The sequence below is a fragment of the Emcibacter sp. SYSU 3D8 genome, assembly GCF_039655875.1.
GTDB lineage: Bacteria > Pseudomonadota > Alphaproteobacteria > SMXS01 > SMXS01 > RI-34.
The window spans coordinates 770,864-789,169 of sequence record NZ_JBBYXK010000001.1 but is presented as its reverse complement, the minus strand read 5'-3'; the positions used below and the strand labels follow the sequence as shown (position 1 = coordinate 789,169).

Here is an 18,306-nt window from a genome sequence, read left to right as displayed (position 1 = left end):
GCAGGGACGAACAATGGCCGACGCGCACGCCAAACCCAATCACGACTATCACCTGGTTGACCCTAGCCTTTGGCCGTTCGTGGGCGCCATGAGCGCGTTCGCGCTGTTCGGTGGCGGCGTGATGATGATGCACGACATGGGCTGGTGGCTGGCCGCGCTGGGCATGATCGGCGTGCTCTATACCATGTTCGTGTGGTGGAAAGACGTGATCAAGGAAGCCAACCAGGGCGATCACACACCCGTGGTTGCGCTGCACCTGCGCTACGGCATGATCCTGTTCATCGCTTCCGAGGTGATGTTCTTCGTCGCCTGGTTCTGGGCCTACTTCAATGCGGCGATCTATCCCACCGATTTTATCGGCAGCAGCTGGCCGCCCGAGGGCATTCAGACCTTCGATCCCTGGCATCTTCCGTTCATCAACACGCTGATCCTGCTGCTGTCGGGCACCACGGTGACCTGGGCGCACCACTCGCTGCTGGAAGGCGACCGCAAGGGCCTGAAGCAGGGCCTGTGGTGCACCATCGTCCTGGGCGCGCTGTTCACCTGCGTGCAGGCCTACGAATACAGCCATGCGGCCTTTGGCTTCACCGACGGCATCTATGCCTCGACCTTCTTCATGGCGACCGGCTTCCATGGTTTCCACGTGCTGGTCGGCACGATCTTCCTGGCCGTCTGCCTGATCCGCGCCTATCAGGGCGACTTCAAACCCGAGCAGCATTTCGGCTTCGAGGCGGCAGCCTGGTACTGGCACTTCGTCGATGTGGTGTGGCTGTTCCTGTTCATGGTCATCTATGTGGGTGGCCAGGGCGCCGGCGGCGCGCATCACTAGGCGACACGCCACGTTCATTCTGTTTTGGGTCGGTCCCGCCTGATGGCGGGGCCGAACCTGTTTTGGGGAACATGACAACACTTTTTCTGCAGAAGCCTCGTCCCATCCCGGTCATCTTCACCGTGGTCGCCATCATCGTTTGCACAGCCTGCGGCGTCTGGCAGCTTCAGCGCATGGCGTGGAAGCACGACAAGATGCAACTGATCGAGGAGCGGATCGGCCTTCCCGAAGTCCCGCTGCCGGCGACCATCGAGCATCCGGAAGCCTGGGAATACCAGCACGTCACGCTCAGCGGCACCTTCCTGCACGACAAGGAAAGCTATACGCCGGCGCAGTCCACGCGCGGCAATTACGGTTTTCAGGTCATCACGCCGCTGGTGCGTCCCGACGGCTCGATGGTGATGATCAATCGCGGCTGGGTGCCCGATTCGCAACGTGATCCGTCGACGCGCACCGAAGGTCTGGTGCAAGGCGAGACAACGGTTGCAGGCATCGTGCGGCTGCCCTGGCATCAGAAATGGATCGCGCGGCTGGTGATGCCGCCGGCCGACCTCGAGCAGAAGATATTCTTCGACGGCAATCTGGCGGCCATGGCCAAGGCGCAGGATGTCACCGTGCTTCCGGTCTTCGTGGAAGCGGACGGGCCGCCCACGCCCGGCGGCTGGCCGAAGGGCGGGCAGACGGTCATAAAGCTCAGCGATCCGCATCTGTCCTATGCCATCCAGTGGTTCGCCTTCGCGATCACTGCGGCGGTAATCTTTGTTCTCTATCATCGGCGGAAGGGCTGATATCCATGCGCCCAGATTCGATCCGCTATGTCAGCACCCGCGGCGCCGCCCCCGTCCTGGGCTTCGAGGATGTGGTTCTCGCCGGCCTGGCGCGCGACGGCGGCCTCTATGTTCCCCAGTCCTGGCCCACGGCCACGGCGGACGACCTGAAGCGCTGGTCTTCGTTGTCCTATGCGGATCTGGCGGTCGAGGTGATGCGTCCGTTCGTCGAGGGCATCCCCGAATCCGATTTCGCCGCCATCGTCCATGAGACCTATGCCGCGCCCGCCGTGTTCCACCATGCCGCGGTGACGCCCCTGCGCCAGCTGGACGCCAACGAATGGCTGCTGGAGCTGTTCCACGGCCCGACGCTCGCCTTCAAGGATGTGGCGCTGCAGCTGCTCGGAAGGCTGTTCGAGTACATCCTGAGGAAGCGCGGCGAGCGCATCACCGTCGTGGGCGCCACATCGGGCGATACCGGCTCGGCCGCGATCGAAGCGTGCCGCGACCGCGAAAACGTCACCATCATCATGCTGCATCCGGCGGGAAGGGTGTCCGAAGTTCAGCGCCGGCAGATGACCACGGTGCCATCGGCCAATGTCCATAACGTCGCCGTCGAAGGCACGTTTGACGACTGCCAGGCACTGGTGAAGGCCATGTTCAACGACCACGCCTTCCGCGATCGGCTGAACCTTGCGGCGGTCAACTCGATCAACTGGGCGCGTGTGCTGGCGCAGGTGGTGTATTACGTCCAGTCGTCGCTGGCGCTGGGCGGCAGGCCGGTCGATTTCGCCGTTCCCACCGGCAATTTCGGCGACGTGTTCGCCGGCTATGTGGCCGCCCGCATGGGCGTGCCGGTCAACAAGCTGATCGTCGCGACCAACATCAACGACATCCTTTCGCGTGCCCTGCGCAGCGGCGACTACAGCCGCGGCACGGTGCAGCCGACCATCAGCCCCAGCATGGACATTCAGGTCTCGAGCAACTTCGAGCGCCTGCTGTTCGACCTTTACGACGGTGACGGCGTCCGCATCCGCCAGCTCATGGATGACTTCTCGGCGACCGGCAAGCTGGCCATCGGCAACGCGCAGATCGCCCGTGCCTCCGGCCTGTTCGTGGCCGACAAGGTGGACGAGGACGAAACCCGGGCCACCATCGCCCAGGTGCTGAAGGACAGCGGCATGCTGATCGACCCGCATACGGCCGTCGGCGTCGCGGCGGGACGGCGGCTGCGCAGCGGTCCCGACGTGCCGTTGGTGACGCTGGCGACGGCCCATCCTGCCAAGTTTCCCGATGCCGTCAGCGCGGCCAGCGGCGTCCATCCGGCGCTGCCGCCGCATATGGCCGACCTGATGTCCCGGACCGAGCGCTTTGAAATTCTCCCCAACGACTTGAAGTCGGTGCAGGACCACATAGCTGCACGCGCATCATGAGCGTTGAAATCACCACATTGCCCAACGGTCTGCGCGTCGTCAGCGAGACCATGGACCGGCTTCAGACGGCCTCCATCGGCGTCTGGGTCGGCGTCGGCGCGCGCGCCGAATCCGCCGAGCAGAACGGCGTCTCCCACATGCTCGAGCACATGGCCTTCAAGGGCACAGCGAGCCGCTCGGCCCGCGACATCGCCGAAGCCATCGAGGACGTGGGCGGCCACCTGAATGCCTACACATCGCGTGAGCAGACCGCATATTACGCCCGCGTGCTGGGCGAGGACGTGCCGCTCGCCGTCGACCTGCTGGGCGACATTTTGCAGCGCTCGACCTTCGATCCGGTCGAACTTGAGCGCGAGCGCGGCGTGGTCATCCAGGAGATCGGTGAGGTCCAGGACACGCCGGACGATCTGGTGTTCGACCTGCTGCAGGAAGCCGCCTATCCCGACCAGTCCGTGGGCCGCTCGATCCTCGGCACCATCGAGACGGTCTCGGGCTTCTCGCGTGAGTCACTGGCGGGCTATATGGGACGCCATTATGCCGCCGACACCATGGTGGTCGCGGCCGCGGGCGCCGTCGATCACGCCCGGCTGGTCGATCTCGCCGCGCAGCAATTCGGCGATCTCAAGCCGGGCGCGCCCGAGGCGCTGCCGCTGGCCGAATACCGGGGCGGTGAAGCGCGCTGCAACCGCAAGTTCGAGCAGGTTCACCTGACCTTCGGTTTCCCCGGCGTGTCGTTCCTCGACGACCGGTTCTTTGCCATGCAGTTGATGTCGACCGTCCTTGGAGACGGCATGTCGTCGCGGCTGTTCCAGGAGGTGCGCGAGAATCGGGGCCTTGCCTATTCGGTCTATTCGTTCACCGCCGCGCTGGCGGATGGCGGCATGTTCGGCATCTATGCGGGCACCAGCCCGGACCAGATCGGCGAGCTGGTGACGGTAATCGGCGACGAGGTTCGCAAGATGGGCGACAAGGTCGAGCCGCGTGAATTCGCCCGTGCCCGCGCCCAGATCAAGGCCGGCACCCTGATGGCGCTGGAAAGCTCGTCCAGCCGGGTCGAACAGATGGCGCGCCAGTTGCTGATGTTCGGCCGGGTGATCCCGCTCGAGGAAATCGTCGCCCGCATCGACGCGGTAACGCCCGAGGCGGTGAGGGAGATGGCCGGTCTGCTGCTTACCGAAGGCAAACCCACCATTGCCGCCGTCGGCCCGCTGAAGAAGCTGCCGGACTACGACACGATCACGAAGCGCTTCGCGGCCTGACCGCTCAGGCGTGGCCGGCCTGGGTTGACAGCATGGACAGGTCGATGCCCAGCTTGGCCATGGCAAGCGGCCATTTCAGCGTGGCTTCGGTGCCGAAGAGCAGGTCCGGGTCCGCTTCCGTGTGCAGCCAGGCGTTTTCCTGAATCTCGGCTTCCAGTTGTCCCGGTCCCCAGCCCGCATAGCCCAGCGCCAGCAGGCTGTGCTGTGGCCCGGTACCGTGGGCGAGAGCCTTCAGGATGTCGACGGTGGCGCTCAGCGCCACCAGCTCCGATACGATCAGCGACGTGTCGTGCAAATAATCGGCCGAATGCAGCACGAAGCCGCGATTCGGCTCGACCGGTCCGCCGGTGAAGACGCCGACCTGCGCGCAGTTGGGCGGCGCGGGGATTTCCAGCTGGTCCATCAGTTCGGGAAAGGCGATGTGCTCCGCCGGCTGGTTGACGATGATTCCCATTGCCCCTTCCTCGGAATGTTCGCACAGACAGATCACGCTGCGTTCGAAACGCGGATCTCCCATGTTCGGCATGGCCAGCAGCAACTTGCCGCGGAGGTAATCGGGCTTGCGGGAGCGCACTCGGGTAAAGGTTTGCTTCGACATTGTCTGTAAGTGTGCCTTCCGGCGCGCCGCTCAAGAGGGAACGCGGAAAATCCCGCGCAGGCATGCTATTATAGCCCTATTCGGCGCGGGCGTGTAACCGGTCGGCTCGGCGTGAATTCCCCCATGCAATTCGGGTGGTGCTGCTGCTATGATCCCGCCCGCTGCCGCCGACCGGCGGCGACGAAATTCCGAGATATGGCAGGAACAGGGAGATTCCCATGACGATCAAAGTTGGTGACAAGATTCCCGAGGGTACATTGACCCAGATGACCGAGAAGGGTCCGGCCCCGATCTCGACGTCCGAGCTGTTCGGCGGCAAGAAGGTGGTGCTGTTCGCCGTTCCCGGCGCGTTCACCCCGACCTGCTCGGCCAAGCATCTGCCGGGCTTCGTGCAGAATGCCGACGCCATCAAGGCCAAGGGCGCGGATGTCATCGCCTGCATGGCGGTGAACGACGTGTTCGTGATGAATGCCTGGGGCAAGGACCAGAATGTGGGCGAGAAGGTGCTGATGCTGGCTGACGGCAGCGGCAACTTCACCAAGGAGCTGGGCCTTGAATTGGACCTCAGCGGCCTGGGCCTCGGCCACCGCTCGCAGCGCTTCTCGCTGATCGCCGAGGACGGCGTGGTGACGCATCTCAACACGGAAGAGGGCGGCGCCTTCCAGAACTCCAGCGCCGAAGTGGCCCTGGGTCAGCTCTGAGTATTGCTTACGGGCAATGAAAAGGGGCGCTTCGGCGCCCCTTTTTGTTGGTTTCAGGTGGCCCCGGCTAAGCCCACCTGATCTCTTCCAGTCCCCTGCGCGCCAGTTCGTCGGCCCGCTCGTTCTCTAGGTGGCCGGCGTGGCCCTTCACCCAGTGCCAGGCGACATCGTGCATCTGGATCAGCGCATCCAGTTCCTGCCACAGCTCGGCATTCTTCACCGGTTTCTTGCCGGCGGTGCGCCAGCCGTTACGTTTCCAGTTGTGGATCCATTTGGTGATGCCGTCCCGCACATAGATGCTGTCGGTGTAGAGATCGACCTGGCTGCGCTTCTTCAGCGCCTCCAGCGCCCTGATCGCACCCAGCAGCTCCATGCGGTTGTTCGTGGTCGGCTTCTCGCCGCCCCAGATTTCCTTTTCGGCGCCGTTGTATTCCAGCAACGCGCCCCAGCCGCCCGGACCGGGATTGCCCGAGCAGGCCCCGTCCGTATGGATTCGCACCCGCGCCGTCACAGGCCGTATTCTCCCGGATTCTTCACCCGCCGGTGGAACAGCAGCTTCTCGACATATTCCGACGGGTCCTTGGGCCGTACCAGCGCGCCCTCTACCTGGTTCACCCAATCATACAGCCGGGTCAGCAGGAAGCGCAGCGCCGCGCCCCGGGCCAGCGCCGGCAGGGCGTCGATCTCGGCCGGCTCCAGCGGCCGCACCGACTGGTAGCCGGCCAGCAGACGGCGGGTCTTGGTGGCGTTGAACGACCGGTCGGATTCGAAGCACCAGGCGTTCATGGCAATCGCCAGGTCGTAGGCCAGGAAGTCGTTACAGGCGAAATAGAAATCGATCAGGCCGGTAAGTTGCTCGCCGATGAAAAATACATTGTCGGGGAACAGGTCGGCGTGAATGACGCCGGACGGCAGGACCTTTGGCCATGCCGTGTCCAGCCATGCCAGTTCGTCGTCGATCATGCTCATCAGGCCGGGGCGCACCTGCTCGGCCTGATCGCGACAGGCATTGGCAAGCTGGCGCCAGCCGGCAAGACCCAGGCCGTTGTTGCGGCTCATGCCGAAGTCCGCCACGGCCATGTGCATCTCGGCCATGCCGCGGCCGACGCTGGCGCAATGGGCCGGCGAGGGGCGCACCACCGAAAGGCCGCGCAAGAACGAAATCAGCGCCGCCGGACGGCCGCACAGCTCTCGTAGCGCCTTGCCGTCGTCGCCCGTGATCGGCGTGGGGCAGGCCAGTCCCTTGTTCGCCAGATGTCCCATCAACCCCAGGAAAAATGGCAGCTCGTCGCGGTTCACCCGCTTTTCATAGAGTGTGAGGATGTAGCTGCCGCGCTCGGTCTGGAGCAGGAAGTTGGAGTTCTCGACGCCCTCGGCGATGCCCTTGAACGCGACGACGTCGCCTACGTCATAATGGGCCAGGAAATCGGCCAGGGCGTCCTCATCGACGTGGGTGTAAACGGCCATGATGGGGTGCAGTCGCGGGTTGGAGGGGCTCGCCGGCGGGTGATCGTGGAAGCCGGGGGCGGGCGCGCTTGTCCTGACCCCTGGCGTTCTCTAATATGCCGCTCCGACGCGTCATTTGATAGCAGCGCAAGGGACATACCATCATGGCAGAGCCGGTCATAGCCCAGAAAGAGCCCTATGGCATCGACGTCAAGGCCGGCAAGAGCTACTGGTGGTGCGCCTGCGGGCAGAGCAGCAAACAGCCGTTCTGTGACGGCAGCCACAAGGGCTCGGAGTTCGCGCCGGTGGAATATCAGGCGACGAAGGACAGGACGGTATGGTTCTGTGGCTGCAAGCACACCGGCAAGTCGCCGCAGTGCGACGGCGCGCACAACAAACTCTAGAGCAGCCGCGGTCGCCGCAGGGGACACGCTGCTCAGGCACTGAGAATTGATCATTGTCCCGCATTCGGGTGAATCACCTGGAGCCGGGCAATCCAACCAACCGGACACGGTCGAAAAGGCGGATTGATGAAGTTTTCCATGGGTTTGCCGCGGATCGCAGCGGTTGTGGTCGGGGCGCTGGCGCTGTCGGGATGCGGTATTCTCGGCGGCAAGGTCGACATGGGCATGTCCGAGGCCATGAAGCAGCACTGCCCGCCGGTCGGCATCGTCGCTTATACTGGTCAGTTGACCCGATTTGCCGGAGACGGGCGCCAGACGGGTGACGTGGCGCTCCGCGCCGAGGTCACGAACCTGAAGATTATCTGCAGCAGCCCCAAGGACCAGACCCAGGTGAATGCCCGGATCACCTTCGACATCGTCGGCGAGCGTGGTCCCGCCTCGACCGATTCAGGCGCGACGTTGAAATATTTCGTCGCCCTCGCGGATGAGAACCAGAAGGTTCTCAAGAAGGATGTCTACGACACCAGCCTGACGTTCGGCTCGAGCGACGTGGTCATTTCCCATGAAAAGCTGAATGCCGTGCTGCCGCAGAAGGGCGATGACGTTCCCTATGAGGAGGTGCTCATCGGGCTCCAGCTCGAGCGCGGCGAGTTCGGTTACAACGTCGCCCGCGGGGCCGGAAAGTAGACTTGAGACGCTGCTGCCGGCAGCCGAATATGGTCGCCGGCTGAAAGCCTCCGGGGACAACGACCATGCCGCCATCCATGCTTGCCGCGGAACCATGCTTTGCCTCGCCGATCTTCACGTTCGAGATCGATGGCGCCGAGGCCCTCAACGCGGCGATGATTCGCGACATCGAAGCCTATCGCCATGACAACGAGGGGATGCAGCGGAGCAACCAGCATGGCTGGCATTCCCCGACCGACTTCTTTCGCCGACCGGAAGCATCGTTCCGGGCGCTCGCCGATCAGATCAATTCGTCCATCGCTGCGGCGACACGGCAGATCGCCCCGAAGCTGGATCTGAGCAAGCGGGTCTTCATCCTGCAGGGCTGGATCAACGTCAATGGTCCGGGCGCCTACAATACGCCGCACGCCCATCCCGACTACGAATGGTCGGGCAGCTATTATGTCAAGGTGCCGGACTCGCCGTCGGACAGCCGCAGCGGCTGCATCGAATTCCTCGATCCGCGCGGGCCGGTCCACCAGATGGAAGGCCTCGGTTCGACGCACTTCGTGCCCAAGATCCGCAAGCGACCCCGGGCGGGCCTTATCTACCTGTTTCCGTCATATCTTCGGCATTGGGTCTATCCGAACGAACAGGACGATTCGCGCATCTCCATCGCCTTCAATGCCAAGTTCAGGCTCAAGGAGCCGATCCGCCAGACCTCATGAGGTTGACGGCGCCAATGGCGCGGTATCCTCGATGAACCGGCGTATGCCGTCCAGGCTGCCTGCCTTGCCGCCGCTCATGGCCGGCATCAGGACCAGCCGGTGGACGCCCATATCCTCGAAACGCCTGATCCTGTCGGCGTCCACGGGGCCTCTTGGGGTCACGGAAATTTCGAGCGCATCGAATCGTTCCGGCCGGCCTGCCTCGGCCGCAGCCGATTTGAGACCGGCCAGGGAGGCGGCGACATCTTCCTCGGTCTGGCCGAAGCCGAACCAGCCGTCGCCATGCCGGATGGCGCGCCGATAGCCTGCCTCGGACATGCCGCCAATGATGATTGGCGGGTGCGGTGTCTGCACTGGCATGGGCTTTGACTGGATATTGGCGAATTTCGTGAAGCGGCCATCGAAGCTGGGCCGGTCCTGGGTCCACAGGGCCCGGATCGCCTCGATGTGGTCGTCGACCCTGGCGCCTCGCTCGCTGTAGGGCACGCCGATCGCGTCGAACTCGCCTTTGACATAGCCCACGCCGACGCCGAACAGCAGACGGCCGTTCGACAGGACATCCACGCCCGCCAGTTCCTTGGCCAGGATCACCGGATTGCGCTGGGCCAGCAGGATGATGCCCGAGCCGAGCTTCAGCCGTGTCGTCACGGCTGCCGCGAACGCCAGCGAGGCGATCGTGTCGATGATCGGAAGGTCGGGCGGGATGGGCGAGGGCGGCGCCTGCGGGTCGATGGCGACCACGTGTTCGCCGGTCCAGGCCGATTCGAAGCCGGCGTCCTCGGCGCATCGCAGGATGGCGGCAATGGTGTCCGGCCTGGCGGTCGGGCCGGTGTTGATGGCGTAGTACCCGAGTTTCATGATCTTACTTCCACGCGACGGGGAGCTTGCGGCGGCCCCACAGGAAAAACGGCCCGATGCGCTCGCCCGGATCGACCAGCCGCAGATCGGGCATCCGCTCGGCCAGCGCCCGCAACGCTACTTCCGCCTCGAGACGGGCGGTCGGCGCCCCGATGCAGAAATGGATGCCGTGGCCGAACGCCATGTGTCGCTTGCGCGGACGGGTGATATCGAACTCGTCCGGCCGCTCGAACACCGCCGGATCGCGGTTCGCCGCAGCGTAATTGATAAGCACCTTGCTGTTGGCGGGAATGGTCTGGCCGTGCAGGGTCACATCCCGCGTGGTGTTCCGGTACAGGCCCAGCACCGGGGGGTCGTAGCGCAGGCTTTCCTCGATGGCGGAATCGATCAGGTCGGGGTTCTCGACCAGCATCTTCCATCGCTCCGGCCGCTCCAGCAGGCGCCACATCAGGTTGGTGATCAGCGATGTGGTGGTTTCGTTGCCGCCCACCAGAAGCTGGTTCAGCACCGAGAGCGCGTCCGACTGGGGGACGAACTTACCATGCTCGTCGCGGGCGTTGGCAACCAGGGTCAGCAGGTCGTCCGGCACGGCCTCGCCTGCCGCGATCCTGGCCTGGCGTCCCAGCAGGTGCGCGGTCATGTAGGACTGGAAGACCGCCTGTTCGGCGGCATAGGGCGCCGGGTCCTTGGCGCCCATGATCGAGACTTGCATGTCCGACCACATCTTGAACCGGTCGAGGTCTTGCTCGGGCACGCCAAGCAGCCGTGAAATGATGATCACCGGCAGGGGAAAGGCGATGGCATCGTGCAGGTCGAACGCGGCCGGGCCGCGCAGCACGTTCTCGATCAGCCCGGCCGTCAGCTCGACCACGGGGGCGCGCAGCTCGTTCACCTTTTTCGGCGTGAACGCTCCCTGGACCAGCTTGCGGAAATAGGAATGCTGCGGTGGATCGCACAGCATGCCGATGGGATCCTGGAACGCCGGGCCCTGGCCATGCCGGCTCGAGAATGTCTCGATGTCCTGCAGCGCATTCGCCACGTCCTCATAGAGCGAGAGCGTATAGAACGGCGGGTTCAGCTCATCGCATCGATGAACGGGGCAGGCGGACAATAATTGGCGATGACCGTTGGCCGGATCGGCCATCACCTCTTCCGAAAATGGACTCCAGCTCATAACGACTCCCCCGTTCCTGACCCTGTGCAGGATTCTCCGGCACGGCCTCGCCTACTTTCCTGCTTTAGCCGCCATCATGCCAGACAACCTTGTAGAGGTCGAAGCGCCGGTCGCGCAGGTTGCGCACCGTGCCCTGGGCGCGGGCCCACGACAGGTCGGTCATGTCCAGGTCAGCGATCGCCACGGTTTCCACGTTCTCGGTCGTTTCCGCGGCAATGCCGTCGCGGGCGAACGGGAAGTCGCAGGGCGTCAGGATGCATGACTGGGCATACTGGATGTCCATGTTGTCCACGTTGGGCAGGTTGCCCACATTGCCCGACATCACCACATAGCACTGGTTCTCGATGGCCCGTGCCTGGCAGCAATAGCGCACCCGCAGATAGCCCTGGCGGCTGTCGGTGCAGAACGGCACGAACAGCAGCTTGGCGCCTTCGTCCACCAGCCGCCGCGCCAGCTCCGGGAATTCGGAATCGTAGCAGATCAGCACGCCGATCGGCCCGCAGTCGGTCTGGATGGTGGCGACCTTGTCGCCGCCCTTGATGTTCCACCAGTGCCGCTCGTTGGGCGTCGGGTGAATCTTCTCCTGGGCGTGCACCGAGCCGTCGCGCAGGAACACATAGGCCACGTTCTGGATGTCGCCGTCGTCGGTCCGGGTCGGGTGCGAGCCGCCGATGATGTTGATGTTGTAGCTGATGGCCAGCTGGCGCAGCGCGGCCACGAAGCGCGGCGTGAAATCGGTCAGGGTTTCCAGGGCCTCGGCCGGAGTCAGCTTGCGCTTCTCGAATGCCAGCAGCTGCAGCGTGAACAGTTCGGGAAACACCACGAAGTCGCAGCGGTAATCGGCCGTGACGTCGACGAAATATTCCACGTTGGCGATGAATTCCTCGAAGCTGTCGATCTTGCGCTGCTGGAACTGCACGGTGGCGACCCGCACGTCCTCCTTCTGTCCCTGCGGCGGATGATGCGGGCTGCTCTCTTGCGGTGCATAGGGGTTGCGCCACACCATATGCGTCGCACATCCGCCCGAGGCCTTGTCGGATTCCAGGTAATTCCTGAGCACCCCGATGGGCTCGAATCCGGCGCGGATATGGAAGGAGATCACCATGTCCTCGACACGGCGGGCCTTGACCGCCTCGACGTAGTCCATGGGATCCGGATAGGCTTTCCTGCGCCGCTGCCAGCCGGGCATGCGGCCGCCGAACACGATGCCCTTCAGCTCCAGTGCCTCGCACAGCCGCTCGCGCTCGTCGTACAGCCGCTGGCCCAGGCGCAGACGCCGCCGCGACGGGTCGACGCAGACTTCCATGCCATACAGCCACTCGCCGTGCGGGTCGTGCCGCGATCCGTAGCCGCCGCCGGTAATCACGCTCCAGCTGTGCTGGTTCAGCGCCGTGGTCTCGTCGATGCGGAAGCTGGCCGCATAGCCCACCACGGTGCCGTCATATTCCACCAGGAACTGGCCTTCGGGAAAGTTGACGATCTGGCCCTGGACCATGCCCGGCGTGTAGGGAGGCATGTCGGGGTAAACCCGCTGCACCAGCGCGATGATTGCCCCCACGTCGTCGAGCGTGGCGTTGCGAACCACCAGCTTGGCGGAGGCGCCGCGCGGCGCGGACGGCTTTTTCTTTGCCGCCGCCCGCGGTTTCGCGGGCTTGGCGGTGGCAGGCTTTTTTGGGGCGGGAGCGCGGGCCATAGAGATTCCTTGTTGGTTTTCTACCCCACTATATGCACCGGATTGACGCGATGGAAACCGGCGCGACCAGACCCGCGGCGCCGTTCGGCGCGCGACGCGGGTCAGGTGCCGCCTGCAATCGCGTGACAGCGGGGTGGTGCTGCGCATAATACCGCGACCAATCCGCGATAAACCGACCGATGACGGAGTCCGCCGTGAAGACCGCCAATAACAGCGTAGCCACCGATGACGTCATCGCCCTGCTCGATCTGGAGCCGCTCGAGGTCAATCTGTTCCGGGGAATCAGTCCGGACGTGACCTGGCAGCGGGTGTTCGGCGGGCAGGTGATCGGCCAGGCGCTGACCGCCGCCTACCGCACGGTGGAAGGCCGTATTTGCCACTCGCTCCATGCCTACTTCATCCGGCCCGGCGATCCGAAGGTGCCGATCATCTACGAGGTCGACCGCTCGCGCGACGGCAAGAGCTTCACGACGCGGCGCGTGGTGGCGATCCAGCATGGCAAGCAGATATTCAATCTGGCGGCATCGTTCCAGATTCCCGAGGAGGGCTTCGAGCACCAGTTCGACATGCCCAATGTGCCCATGCCTGAGTCGCTGCCCACCGACGAGGAATTGCGGATGGCGATCATCGACAAGGTCCCCGAGGCCATTGCCAAGCACTTCGCCCGTCCGCGCCCGATCGAGATGCGGCCGGTCAGCCGGCACGATTTCATCGACCCGGTCAAGGCGCCGCCCTATCAGCAGGTCTGGTTCCGCGCCCGCAACACGGTGGGCGACAACCTGCCGCTGAACCAGTGCATGCTGGCCTATGCCTCCGACATGAGCCTGCTCGACACCTGCTTCCGGCCCCATGGCATTTCCTGGCTGTCGGGCAAGCTGCAGTCGGCCAGCCTGGACCACGCCATGTGGTTCCACCATCCGTTTACCATGGACGACTGGCTGCTCTACGACATGGACAGCCCCAGCGCCTCGGGCGCCCGCGGATTCAACCGGGGCAGCGTCTATACCCGCGAGGGTCTGCTGGTTGCCTCCGTGGCGCAGGAAGGCCTGTTCCGCTACCGGGGTTAACGGGGGCCGGACCGGCTGCCAATCCCCGGTTCCCATTGCCGCATGGCGGGCGTCCCGGGGCGGGTGTATCATCGCGGGCAATGCATAAAGCGCGCGAGGGCGTGGCCAATGAATACAGTTACTGCAACTGTTCGACGTTGTCTGACGGCGGTGGAGGCCATGCGATCGGTCACGCTTCGCTATCATGATGCGGGCGTTAGCGCTGTGTGCGAGGCGTTGTGCCGGGGCATGGGGCTGGGCCCCGATCTTTCCGCCAGGCTGTCTTATGCCGCGAGCCTGCATGATATCGGCAAGATCGTCGTACCGGATGCCATCATCAACAAGCCGGGACCGCTCGATGAAGCGGAATGGGCGGTGATGCGGCAACATCCTGTGATGGGGTTCAACATCCTGCGCGATTCCGAAGACATCACACTGAAAGTGGCGGCCAACGCAGTGCTATACCACCACGAATGCTGGGACGGTTCGGGCTATCCTCATGGACTGGCGGGGGAGGCAATTCCGCTGGAGGCGCGCATTGTCGGCATCTGCGATGTCTATCATGCGCTGCGTGAGGCCCGGCCGTACCGGGCCGCGCTGCAGCATGACCACGTCATGGGCATGATCCTGGAGGGCGACGGCACCGGCCGGCTTCATGCCGGCAAGTTCGATCCAGAGGTGCTGGCGGTCTTTCGTGCAAGTTCGGACGCGGTTCGCGAGGCATTCGATGCCTTGGGCTGACGGTTTGCGGGGCTTGACGCGAGCGGTACGGACGGTGCTCCATTCACCTGATTGATGCAGGGAGCCTGCGATGTCCAACGCGTGCAGCCATGCCGATTCCATCCATCCTGTCACGCCCAGCGCCAAAGGCTGCGAGGACTGCCTGAAGATTGGCGCGCCCTGGGTGCATCTGCGGCTGTGCCGCACCTGCGGACATGTGGGCTGCTGCGACGACTCGCCCAACCGGCATGCGACCGCCCATTTCCACCAGACCGGCCACCCGGTCATCGAAGGTTACGATCCGCCGGAAGGCTGGGGCTGGTGCTATGTGGACGAAGTGGTGCTCGACCTCACCGATGACATGACGCCGCAACTCGGCCCGATCCCGCGCTACCTCTGACGCTTTTCATCAGGCCGTCGCCGACGCCGTGCCCAGCCAAGGCATGACCATGTGCAGCGGCGGCATGCCGTCTTCCTTGCGCTTGAGCAGGTCCTCGATCTTGTGGCGGACGTCGTCGCCGATCAGGAACTGGCCGCTTTCCCAGAATTCCTGGCCGCCCCTGGTGCGCAGGATCAGCATGGCCGTGCGCTCCTGCATGGCATAGACCGCATCTGGGCAAACGCCCGCCTGCCGGAAATAGATGGCATTCTCCAGGCCGGTCAGGAAGGCCGAGAACACGGTGTAGACCAGATGCTGCTCGTTCGGCGGCAGGTCGTGGAATCCGCCCACGGCGCGGCGCAGGATTTCAATGCGCTGCGGGTCCTCGCAAATCCAGCGATTGTGGTCCGTGGTCTTGTCGATCAGCATCTGCTGGCTGGTGGCGCGGGTGAAATTGGCGCTCTGCCGGAGCTGCCGCGCGACATAAAGCAGCGAAATCACGACGGCGGCGGCACCCGCCACTTCGGCGAGCGCCGTTACTGCGTCCCAGTTCATGAATTGGCCTCCGGTGGCTGGACGATCACAGGACAGCCTGTCACAGGCCGGTCACCGAGGCCAAGGGGCAGAGTACCCGCATTGATCGGCCAGGCCGTCAGGTAACCAGCATGGTCACCCCGAGCATGGTGAAGATGATGCCGAAATAGACCAGCGGAAACGCCCACCGGCTGCGCTTGTCGATGCGGTCGGACAGCGCCGCCTTGCCCAGCTGGTCCAGCCGGCCCGCCACCAGATTGACCACCACCGAGGCGACCATGATCAGGAAGCTGATGGTCAGGAAGCCGTGCATCAGGGTGAAATACGAGATTGGCGGCAACAGCCCGCTCATCACGATCTGATAGGCGACGGCGGTCAGGATGCCCATGAACGACACGCTCAGCCTGTCGCCCAGCGACGACCGGTCCATCCAGAACACCGAGAACGACAGCAGCACGATCAGCACCAGCGGCAGGGTGATCAGCCGCCGCACATAGAACGACTCGCGCTCCACGTCGACGCTCACCGTCAGGGCCGAGCCGACGCCGCCACTGCCGGCATGGGTGGCGAGGCGGCTGCCGGAGGTCAGGCGTCCGCCAAGGATGCGCCATTGCGGAATCTTGACGCCGCGGGTCAGCGTATCCGCGTCGCCCGGGATGGCCTCCAGCACGATCTCGTCCACGCCGAAGCCCAGCACCTCGAAGACGGCGTCCAGGCGTTGCCGGTCGAAGGGGAAGCGGCGCATGTCGAAATCCCCTTTCGCCACCGCGTTCACTGTCTCGATCAGGGTCGAGGTGCCGTCCGGCTTGACCCGAAGCACCACGCCGCTGTTCTGGTACAGGCCGGATTCGTTGACCAGCACCACCTGCGGATACCAGCCCGGGGCAACCTCGGCGAACTGGTACCCGCCCTGGTAGACCTTTTCGTCCACGCCGGCGGCGACCGGGTCGAACGCCTGGCGCGGATCCTTCCAGATCAGCGTCAGCACGCCGGCCAGCTCGAAGGTTTCCGTCACGTCGTTGATGGCGTTGACGTCGTGCAATTCGAAATCGGCGCGGACCACGAACGGGCCGGGCTTGGGTGGCCCCAGGTCGAAGGCCCTGGCGGCAGCCGGCGCCCCGGCGCCTGCCGTGCCCGCTGCCGATGCGGGCAGCGCCAGCATCAGCGCCGCCGCCATGACGAGGCCGGCGGGAAGGAACTGCCGCATCACGGCGGATACGCGTCCGCCGGTTTCCGTGGATGCCTGAAACATGATGCCCCCGAAATCAATGCAGCCCCTGTTACCGCAAGCCTAGCCGCACCGGCGGGCAATCGCCAGCGCGCAGGGACATCGCGGGCCGAGGCTTGCGCCTAGGGCTTCTGCGCGGCGGCGCAGAGTTCGCGCAACTGTTTCAGCAGGGTGGGACCGGTGATCTGCGTATCGGCATAGCCTTCGGCCTTGAGCTGCTTGCGAAGGGCGTCGATCCCATCGCAGGAGCCCGACCTGGCCAGTTCGAATACGCGTTCAAGGGCGGTGAGGCGATCTGTCATCCTGTAAACTTAGGTCCGCGCGGCCGGAGAGCCAGTCTGCATGAGCGAATGGCTGCCGATGGTCCTTGGCCCGTATGCTCGCGCCGTCTTACCGCGCGCAATTGACTGGGCATTCGCTGCGGCTGACAGCGGGCCCGCCTTGACTCCCACCCGCCGCCTGCTACCTTCCTGCTACGCCTCACGCCCTTGCGGGAGAGACCGGTCCTTGCCGGCGCCGAAGAAGCAACCGCCCCGGAAACTTTCAGGCAAAAGGACCGCACGGGTACAGGCACTCTGGAAAGCAGACGCACCATCCTGGTGCTGCTCACCGAAGGAGTAATTCGGGCCCTCGCCGATGGCGGGAGTCCGGTAAATCTCTCAGGTTCCGAAGACAGAGGGGGCAGCCTTCGTCCATCCGGACGCGGGTGGCTTGCCCACATGTCAGGAACCCGATGACCGCTCCGGAAACGCTGCTCACCACCCCGCTCCATGGACTGCACCGCGAACTCGGCGCCGAGTTCGGCGGCTTCGCGGGCTACGACATGCCGATTCGCTATCCGGCCGGCATCATGGCCGAGCATCTGCACTGCCGCGCCTCGGCCGCCCTGTTCGACGTGTCGCATATGGGACAGGTGCTGGTGAAGGGGCCGGGCGTCATCGAGGCGCTCGAGCGGCTGGTGCCCGGCGACATCGAGGCGCTGAAGGTGGGCCGCCAGCGCTATACCCTGTTCACCAACGCCCATGGCGGCATCATGGACGATCTGATGGTCACCCGCCGGGAATCCGACCTGTATGTGGTGGTGAATGCCGGCTGCAAGAGCGGGGATCTCGCCCACATGCAGGCGCATATGCCGCCGGGCACCGTTGTCATGCTGGACGACCGGGCGCTGGTCGCGCTGCAGGGGCCCAAGGCGGTTGACGTCATCGCCCGGCTGGATCCGCATATCGGCGCCATGCCGTTCATGAGCGCCCGCGAGCTGACGCTGGGCGGTATCGACTGCTGGGTCAGCCGCTCGGGCTATACGGGCGAGGACGGCGTGGAAATATCGGTGCCGGCGGAACACGCCGAGACGCTGGCCCGGCTGCTGCTTGCCCAGCCCGAGGTGATGCCGGCCGGTCTGGGCGCGCGGGATTCGCTGCGGCTCGAGGCCGGACTGTGCCTTTACGGTGCCGACCTGGACGAGAACACCACGCCGGTCGAGGCGGGACTTACCTGGACCATCGGCAAACGGCGCAAGCTGGAAGGCGGCTTCCTCGGCGCCGAGCCGATCCTGGAGCAGCTGTTCGCCGGACCCCGGCGCATCCGCGTCGGCATCCGGCCCGAGGGCAAGGCTCCGGCGCGGGCGCACACCATCATCGTCGACGAGACCAGCAACGAGATCGGCGAGATCACCTCGGGCGGCTTCGGGCCGAGCGTGGGCGGTCCCGTCGCCATGGGCTACGTCACCCCCGATTACGCCGATGACGGCACGGCCATCGGCCTTGTCATCCGCGGCAAGGTTCACCCGGCGCGCATCGCGCCGCTTCCCTTCGTTCCCAAAGGCTGGAAATAGGAGCCGTGT

The 18,306-nt window shown here is 64.7% G+C and carries 21 protein-coding genes and 1 riboswitch; of the genes, 12 read left to right on the top strand and 9 right to left on the bottom strand.

Going from position 1 to position 18,306, the window contains the following annotated elements; genetic code table 11:
- Positions 1 to 13: 13 nt before the first annotated feature.
- The 4 genes from WJU21_RS03800 (at position 14) to WJU21_RS03785 (ending at position 4,288) form a co-directional block, all read left to right on the top strand.
- Entirely contained in the window at positions 14 to 829 is an 816-nt protein-coding gene (locus WJU21_RS03800) for a cytochrome c oxidase subunit 3 (RefSeq protein WP_346322047.1), read from the top strand.
- A 71-nt stretch (positions 830 to 900) separates the two neighbouring features.
- Complete coding sequence (locus WJU21_RS03795) at positions 901 to 1,617, top strand: SURF1 family protein (RefSeq protein WP_346322046.1); 717 nt, start codon at positions 901 to 903, stop codon at positions 1,615 to 1,617.
- A 20-nt stretch (positions 1,618 to 1,637) separates the two neighbouring features.
- Entirely contained in the window at positions 1,638 to 3,029 is a 1,392-nt protein-coding gene (thrC, locus tag WJU21_RS03790; RefSeq protein WP_346322447.1) for a threonine synthase, read from the top strand.
- Complete coding sequence (locus WJU21_RS03785; RefSeq protein WP_346322045.1) at positions 3,026 to 4,288, top strand: pitrilysin family protein; 1,263 nt, start codon at positions 3,026 to 3,028, stop codon at positions 4,286 to 4,288. Before thrC ends, WJU21_RS03785 begins: the two co-directional genes overlap by 4 nt.
- A gap of 4 nt (positions 4,289 to 4,292) precedes the next feature.
- Here the strand turns inward: WJU21_RS03785 and WJU21_RS03780 are convergent, their stop codons facing one another.
- Positions 4,293 to 4,886 (bottom strand): YqgE/AlgH family protein, encoded by a 594-nt coding sequence (locus tag WJU21_RS03780; protein WP_346322044.1) that lies wholly within the window; start codon positions 4,884 to 4,886, stop codon positions 4,293 to 4,295.
- 218 nt (positions 4,887 to 5,104) lie between these two features.
- Here WJU21_RS03780 and WJU21_RS03775 point away from each other — a divergent pair, with 218 nt between their 5' ends.
- Positions 5,105 to 5,587 (top strand): peroxiredoxin, encoded by a 483-nt coding sequence (locus WJU21_RS03775; RefSeq protein WP_346322043.1) that lies wholly within the window; start codon positions 5,105 to 5,107, stop codon positions 5,585 to 5,587.
- A gap of 67 nt (positions 5,588 to 5,654) precedes the next feature.
- On the opposite strand, the gene rnhA is transcribed toward WJU21_RS03775, so the two are convergent.
- Positions 5,655 to 6,098, bottom strand: coding sequence for a ribonuclease HI (gene rnhA, locus WJU21_RS03770; protein WP_346322042.1), 444 nt, complete (start codon positions 6,096 to 6,098; stop codon positions 5,655 to 5,657).
- Entirely contained in the window at positions 6,095 to 7,054 is a 960-nt protein-coding gene (gene thrB / locus WJU21_RS03765) for a homoserine kinase (RefSeq protein ID WP_346322041.1), read from the bottom strand. The genes rnhA and thrB overlap by 4 nt, the downstream gene beginning before the upstream one ends.
- Positions 7,055 to 7,197: 143 nt before the next feature.
- On the opposite strand from thrB, the gene WJU21_RS03760 reads away from it, so the two are divergent.
- The 3 genes from WJU21_RS03760 (at position 7,198) to WJU21_RS03750 (ending at position 8,831) form a co-directional block, all read left to right on the top strand.
- Positions 7,198 to 7,437, top strand: coding sequence for a CDGSH iron-sulfur domain-containing protein (locus WJU21_RS03760; protein WP_346322040.1), 240 nt, complete (start codon positions 7,198 to 7,200; stop codon positions 7,435 to 7,437).
- A 126-nt stretch (positions 7,438 to 7,563) separates the two neighbouring features.
- Positions 7,564 to 8,124 carry a hypothetical protein gene (locus tag WJU21_RS03755; RefSeq protein ID WP_346322039.1) on the top strand — a complete coding sequence of 187 codons (561 nt, stop codon included), beginning with the start codon at positions 7,564 to 7,566 and terminating at the stop codon, positions 8,122 to 8,124.
- 65 nt (positions 8,125 to 8,189) lie between these two features.
- Positions 8,190 to 8,831 carry a 2OG-Fe(II) oxygenase family protein gene (locus WJU21_RS03750; RefSeq protein WP_346322038.1) on the top strand — a complete coding sequence of 214 codons (642 nt, stop codon included), beginning with the start codon at positions 8,190 to 8,192 and terminating at the stop codon, positions 8,829 to 8,831.
- Here the strand turns inward: WJU21_RS03750 and WJU21_RS03745 are convergent.
- From WJU21_RS03745 to WJU21_RS03735, 3 genes are all read right to left on the bottom strand, one after another.
- Positions 8,826 to 9,689: an LLM class F420-dependent oxidoreductase gene (locus WJU21_RS03745; protein WP_346322037.1), complete on the bottom strand. Its 864-nt coding sequence runs from the start codon at positions 9,687 to 9,689 to the stop codon at positions 8,826 to 8,828. The two genes, WJU21_RS03750 and WJU21_RS03745, sit on opposite strands and share 6 nt — an antisense overlap.
- A gap of 4 nt (positions 9,690 to 9,693) precedes the next feature.
- On the bottom strand, positions 9,694 to 10,863 hold the full coding sequence (locus WJU21_RS03740; protein ID WP_346322036.1) for a cytochrome P450: 1,170 nt from the start codon (positions 10,861 to 10,863) through the stop codon (positions 9,694 to 9,696).
- A gap of 64 nt (positions 10,864 to 10,927) precedes the next feature.
- Positions 10,928 to 12,556, bottom strand: a complete 1,629-nt coding sequence (locus WJU21_RS03735) for a carbon-nitrogen hydrolase family protein (protein WP_346322035.1) — start codon at positions 12,554 to 12,556, stop codon at positions 10,928 to 10,930.
- Positions 12,557 to 12,750: 194 nt separating this feature from the next.
- On the opposite strand from WJU21_RS03735, the gene WJU21_RS03730 reads away from it, so the two are divergent.
- The 3 genes from WJU21_RS03730 (at position 12,751) to WJU21_RS03720 (ending at position 14,722) form a co-directional block, all read left to right on the top strand.
- Positions 12,751 to 13,623: an acyl-CoA thioesterase II gene (locus tag WJU21_RS03730; protein ID WP_346322034.1), complete on the top strand. Its 873-nt coding sequence runs from the start codon at positions 12,751 to 12,753 to the stop codon at positions 13,621 to 13,623.
- A 159-nt stretch (positions 13,624 to 13,782) separates the two neighbouring features.
- Positions 13,783 to 14,343, top strand: coding sequence for an HD-GYP domain-containing protein (locus WJU21_RS03725; RefSeq protein ID WP_346322033.1), 561 nt, complete (start codon positions 13,783 to 13,785; stop codon positions 14,341 to 14,343).
- A gap of 70 nt (positions 14,344 to 14,413) precedes the next feature.
- Entirely contained in the window at positions 14,414 to 14,722 is a 309-nt protein-coding gene (locus WJU21_RS03720; RefSeq protein ID WP_346322032.1) for a UBP-type zinc finger domain-containing protein, read from the top strand.
- 9 nt (positions 14,723 to 14,731) lie between these two features.
- On the opposite strand, the gene WJU21_RS03715 is transcribed toward WJU21_RS03720, so the two are convergent.
- From WJU21_RS03715 to WJU21_RS03705, 3 genes are all read right to left on the bottom strand, one after another.
- Positions 14,732 to 15,256 carry a hypothetical protein gene (locus WJU21_RS03715; protein ID WP_346322031.1) on the bottom strand — a complete coding sequence of 175 codons (525 nt, stop codon included), beginning with the start codon at positions 15,254 to 15,256 and terminating at the stop codon, positions 14,732 to 14,734.
- Between the two features lie 97 nt (positions 15,257 to 15,353).
- Positions 15,354 to 16,487, bottom strand: coding sequence for a hypothetical protein (locus WJU21_RS03710; RefSeq protein ID WP_346322030.1), 1,134 nt, complete (start codon positions 16,485 to 16,487; stop codon positions 15,354 to 15,356).
- Positions 16,488 to 16,585: 98 nt separating this feature from the next.
- Positions 16,586 to 16,765, bottom strand: a complete 180-nt coding sequence (locus WJU21_RS03705; protein WP_346322029.1) for a hypothetical protein — start codon at positions 16,763 to 16,765, stop codon at positions 16,586 to 16,588.
- A 179-nt stretch (positions 16,766 to 16,944) separates the two neighbouring features.
- A riboswitch (glycine riboswitch) is annotated at positions 16,945 to 17,032 on the top strand.
- A 164-nt stretch (positions 17,033 to 17,196) separates the two neighbouring features.
- Here WJU21_RS03705 and gcvT point away from each other — a divergent pair.
- On the top strand, positions 17,197 to 18,297 hold the full coding sequence (gene gcvT, locus WJU21_RS03700) for a glycine cleavage system aminomethyltransferase GcvT (RefSeq protein WP_346322028.1): 1,101 nt from the start codon (positions 17,197 to 17,199) through the stop codon (positions 18,295 to 18,297).
- Positions 18,298 to 18,306 lie beyond the last annotated feature (9 nt).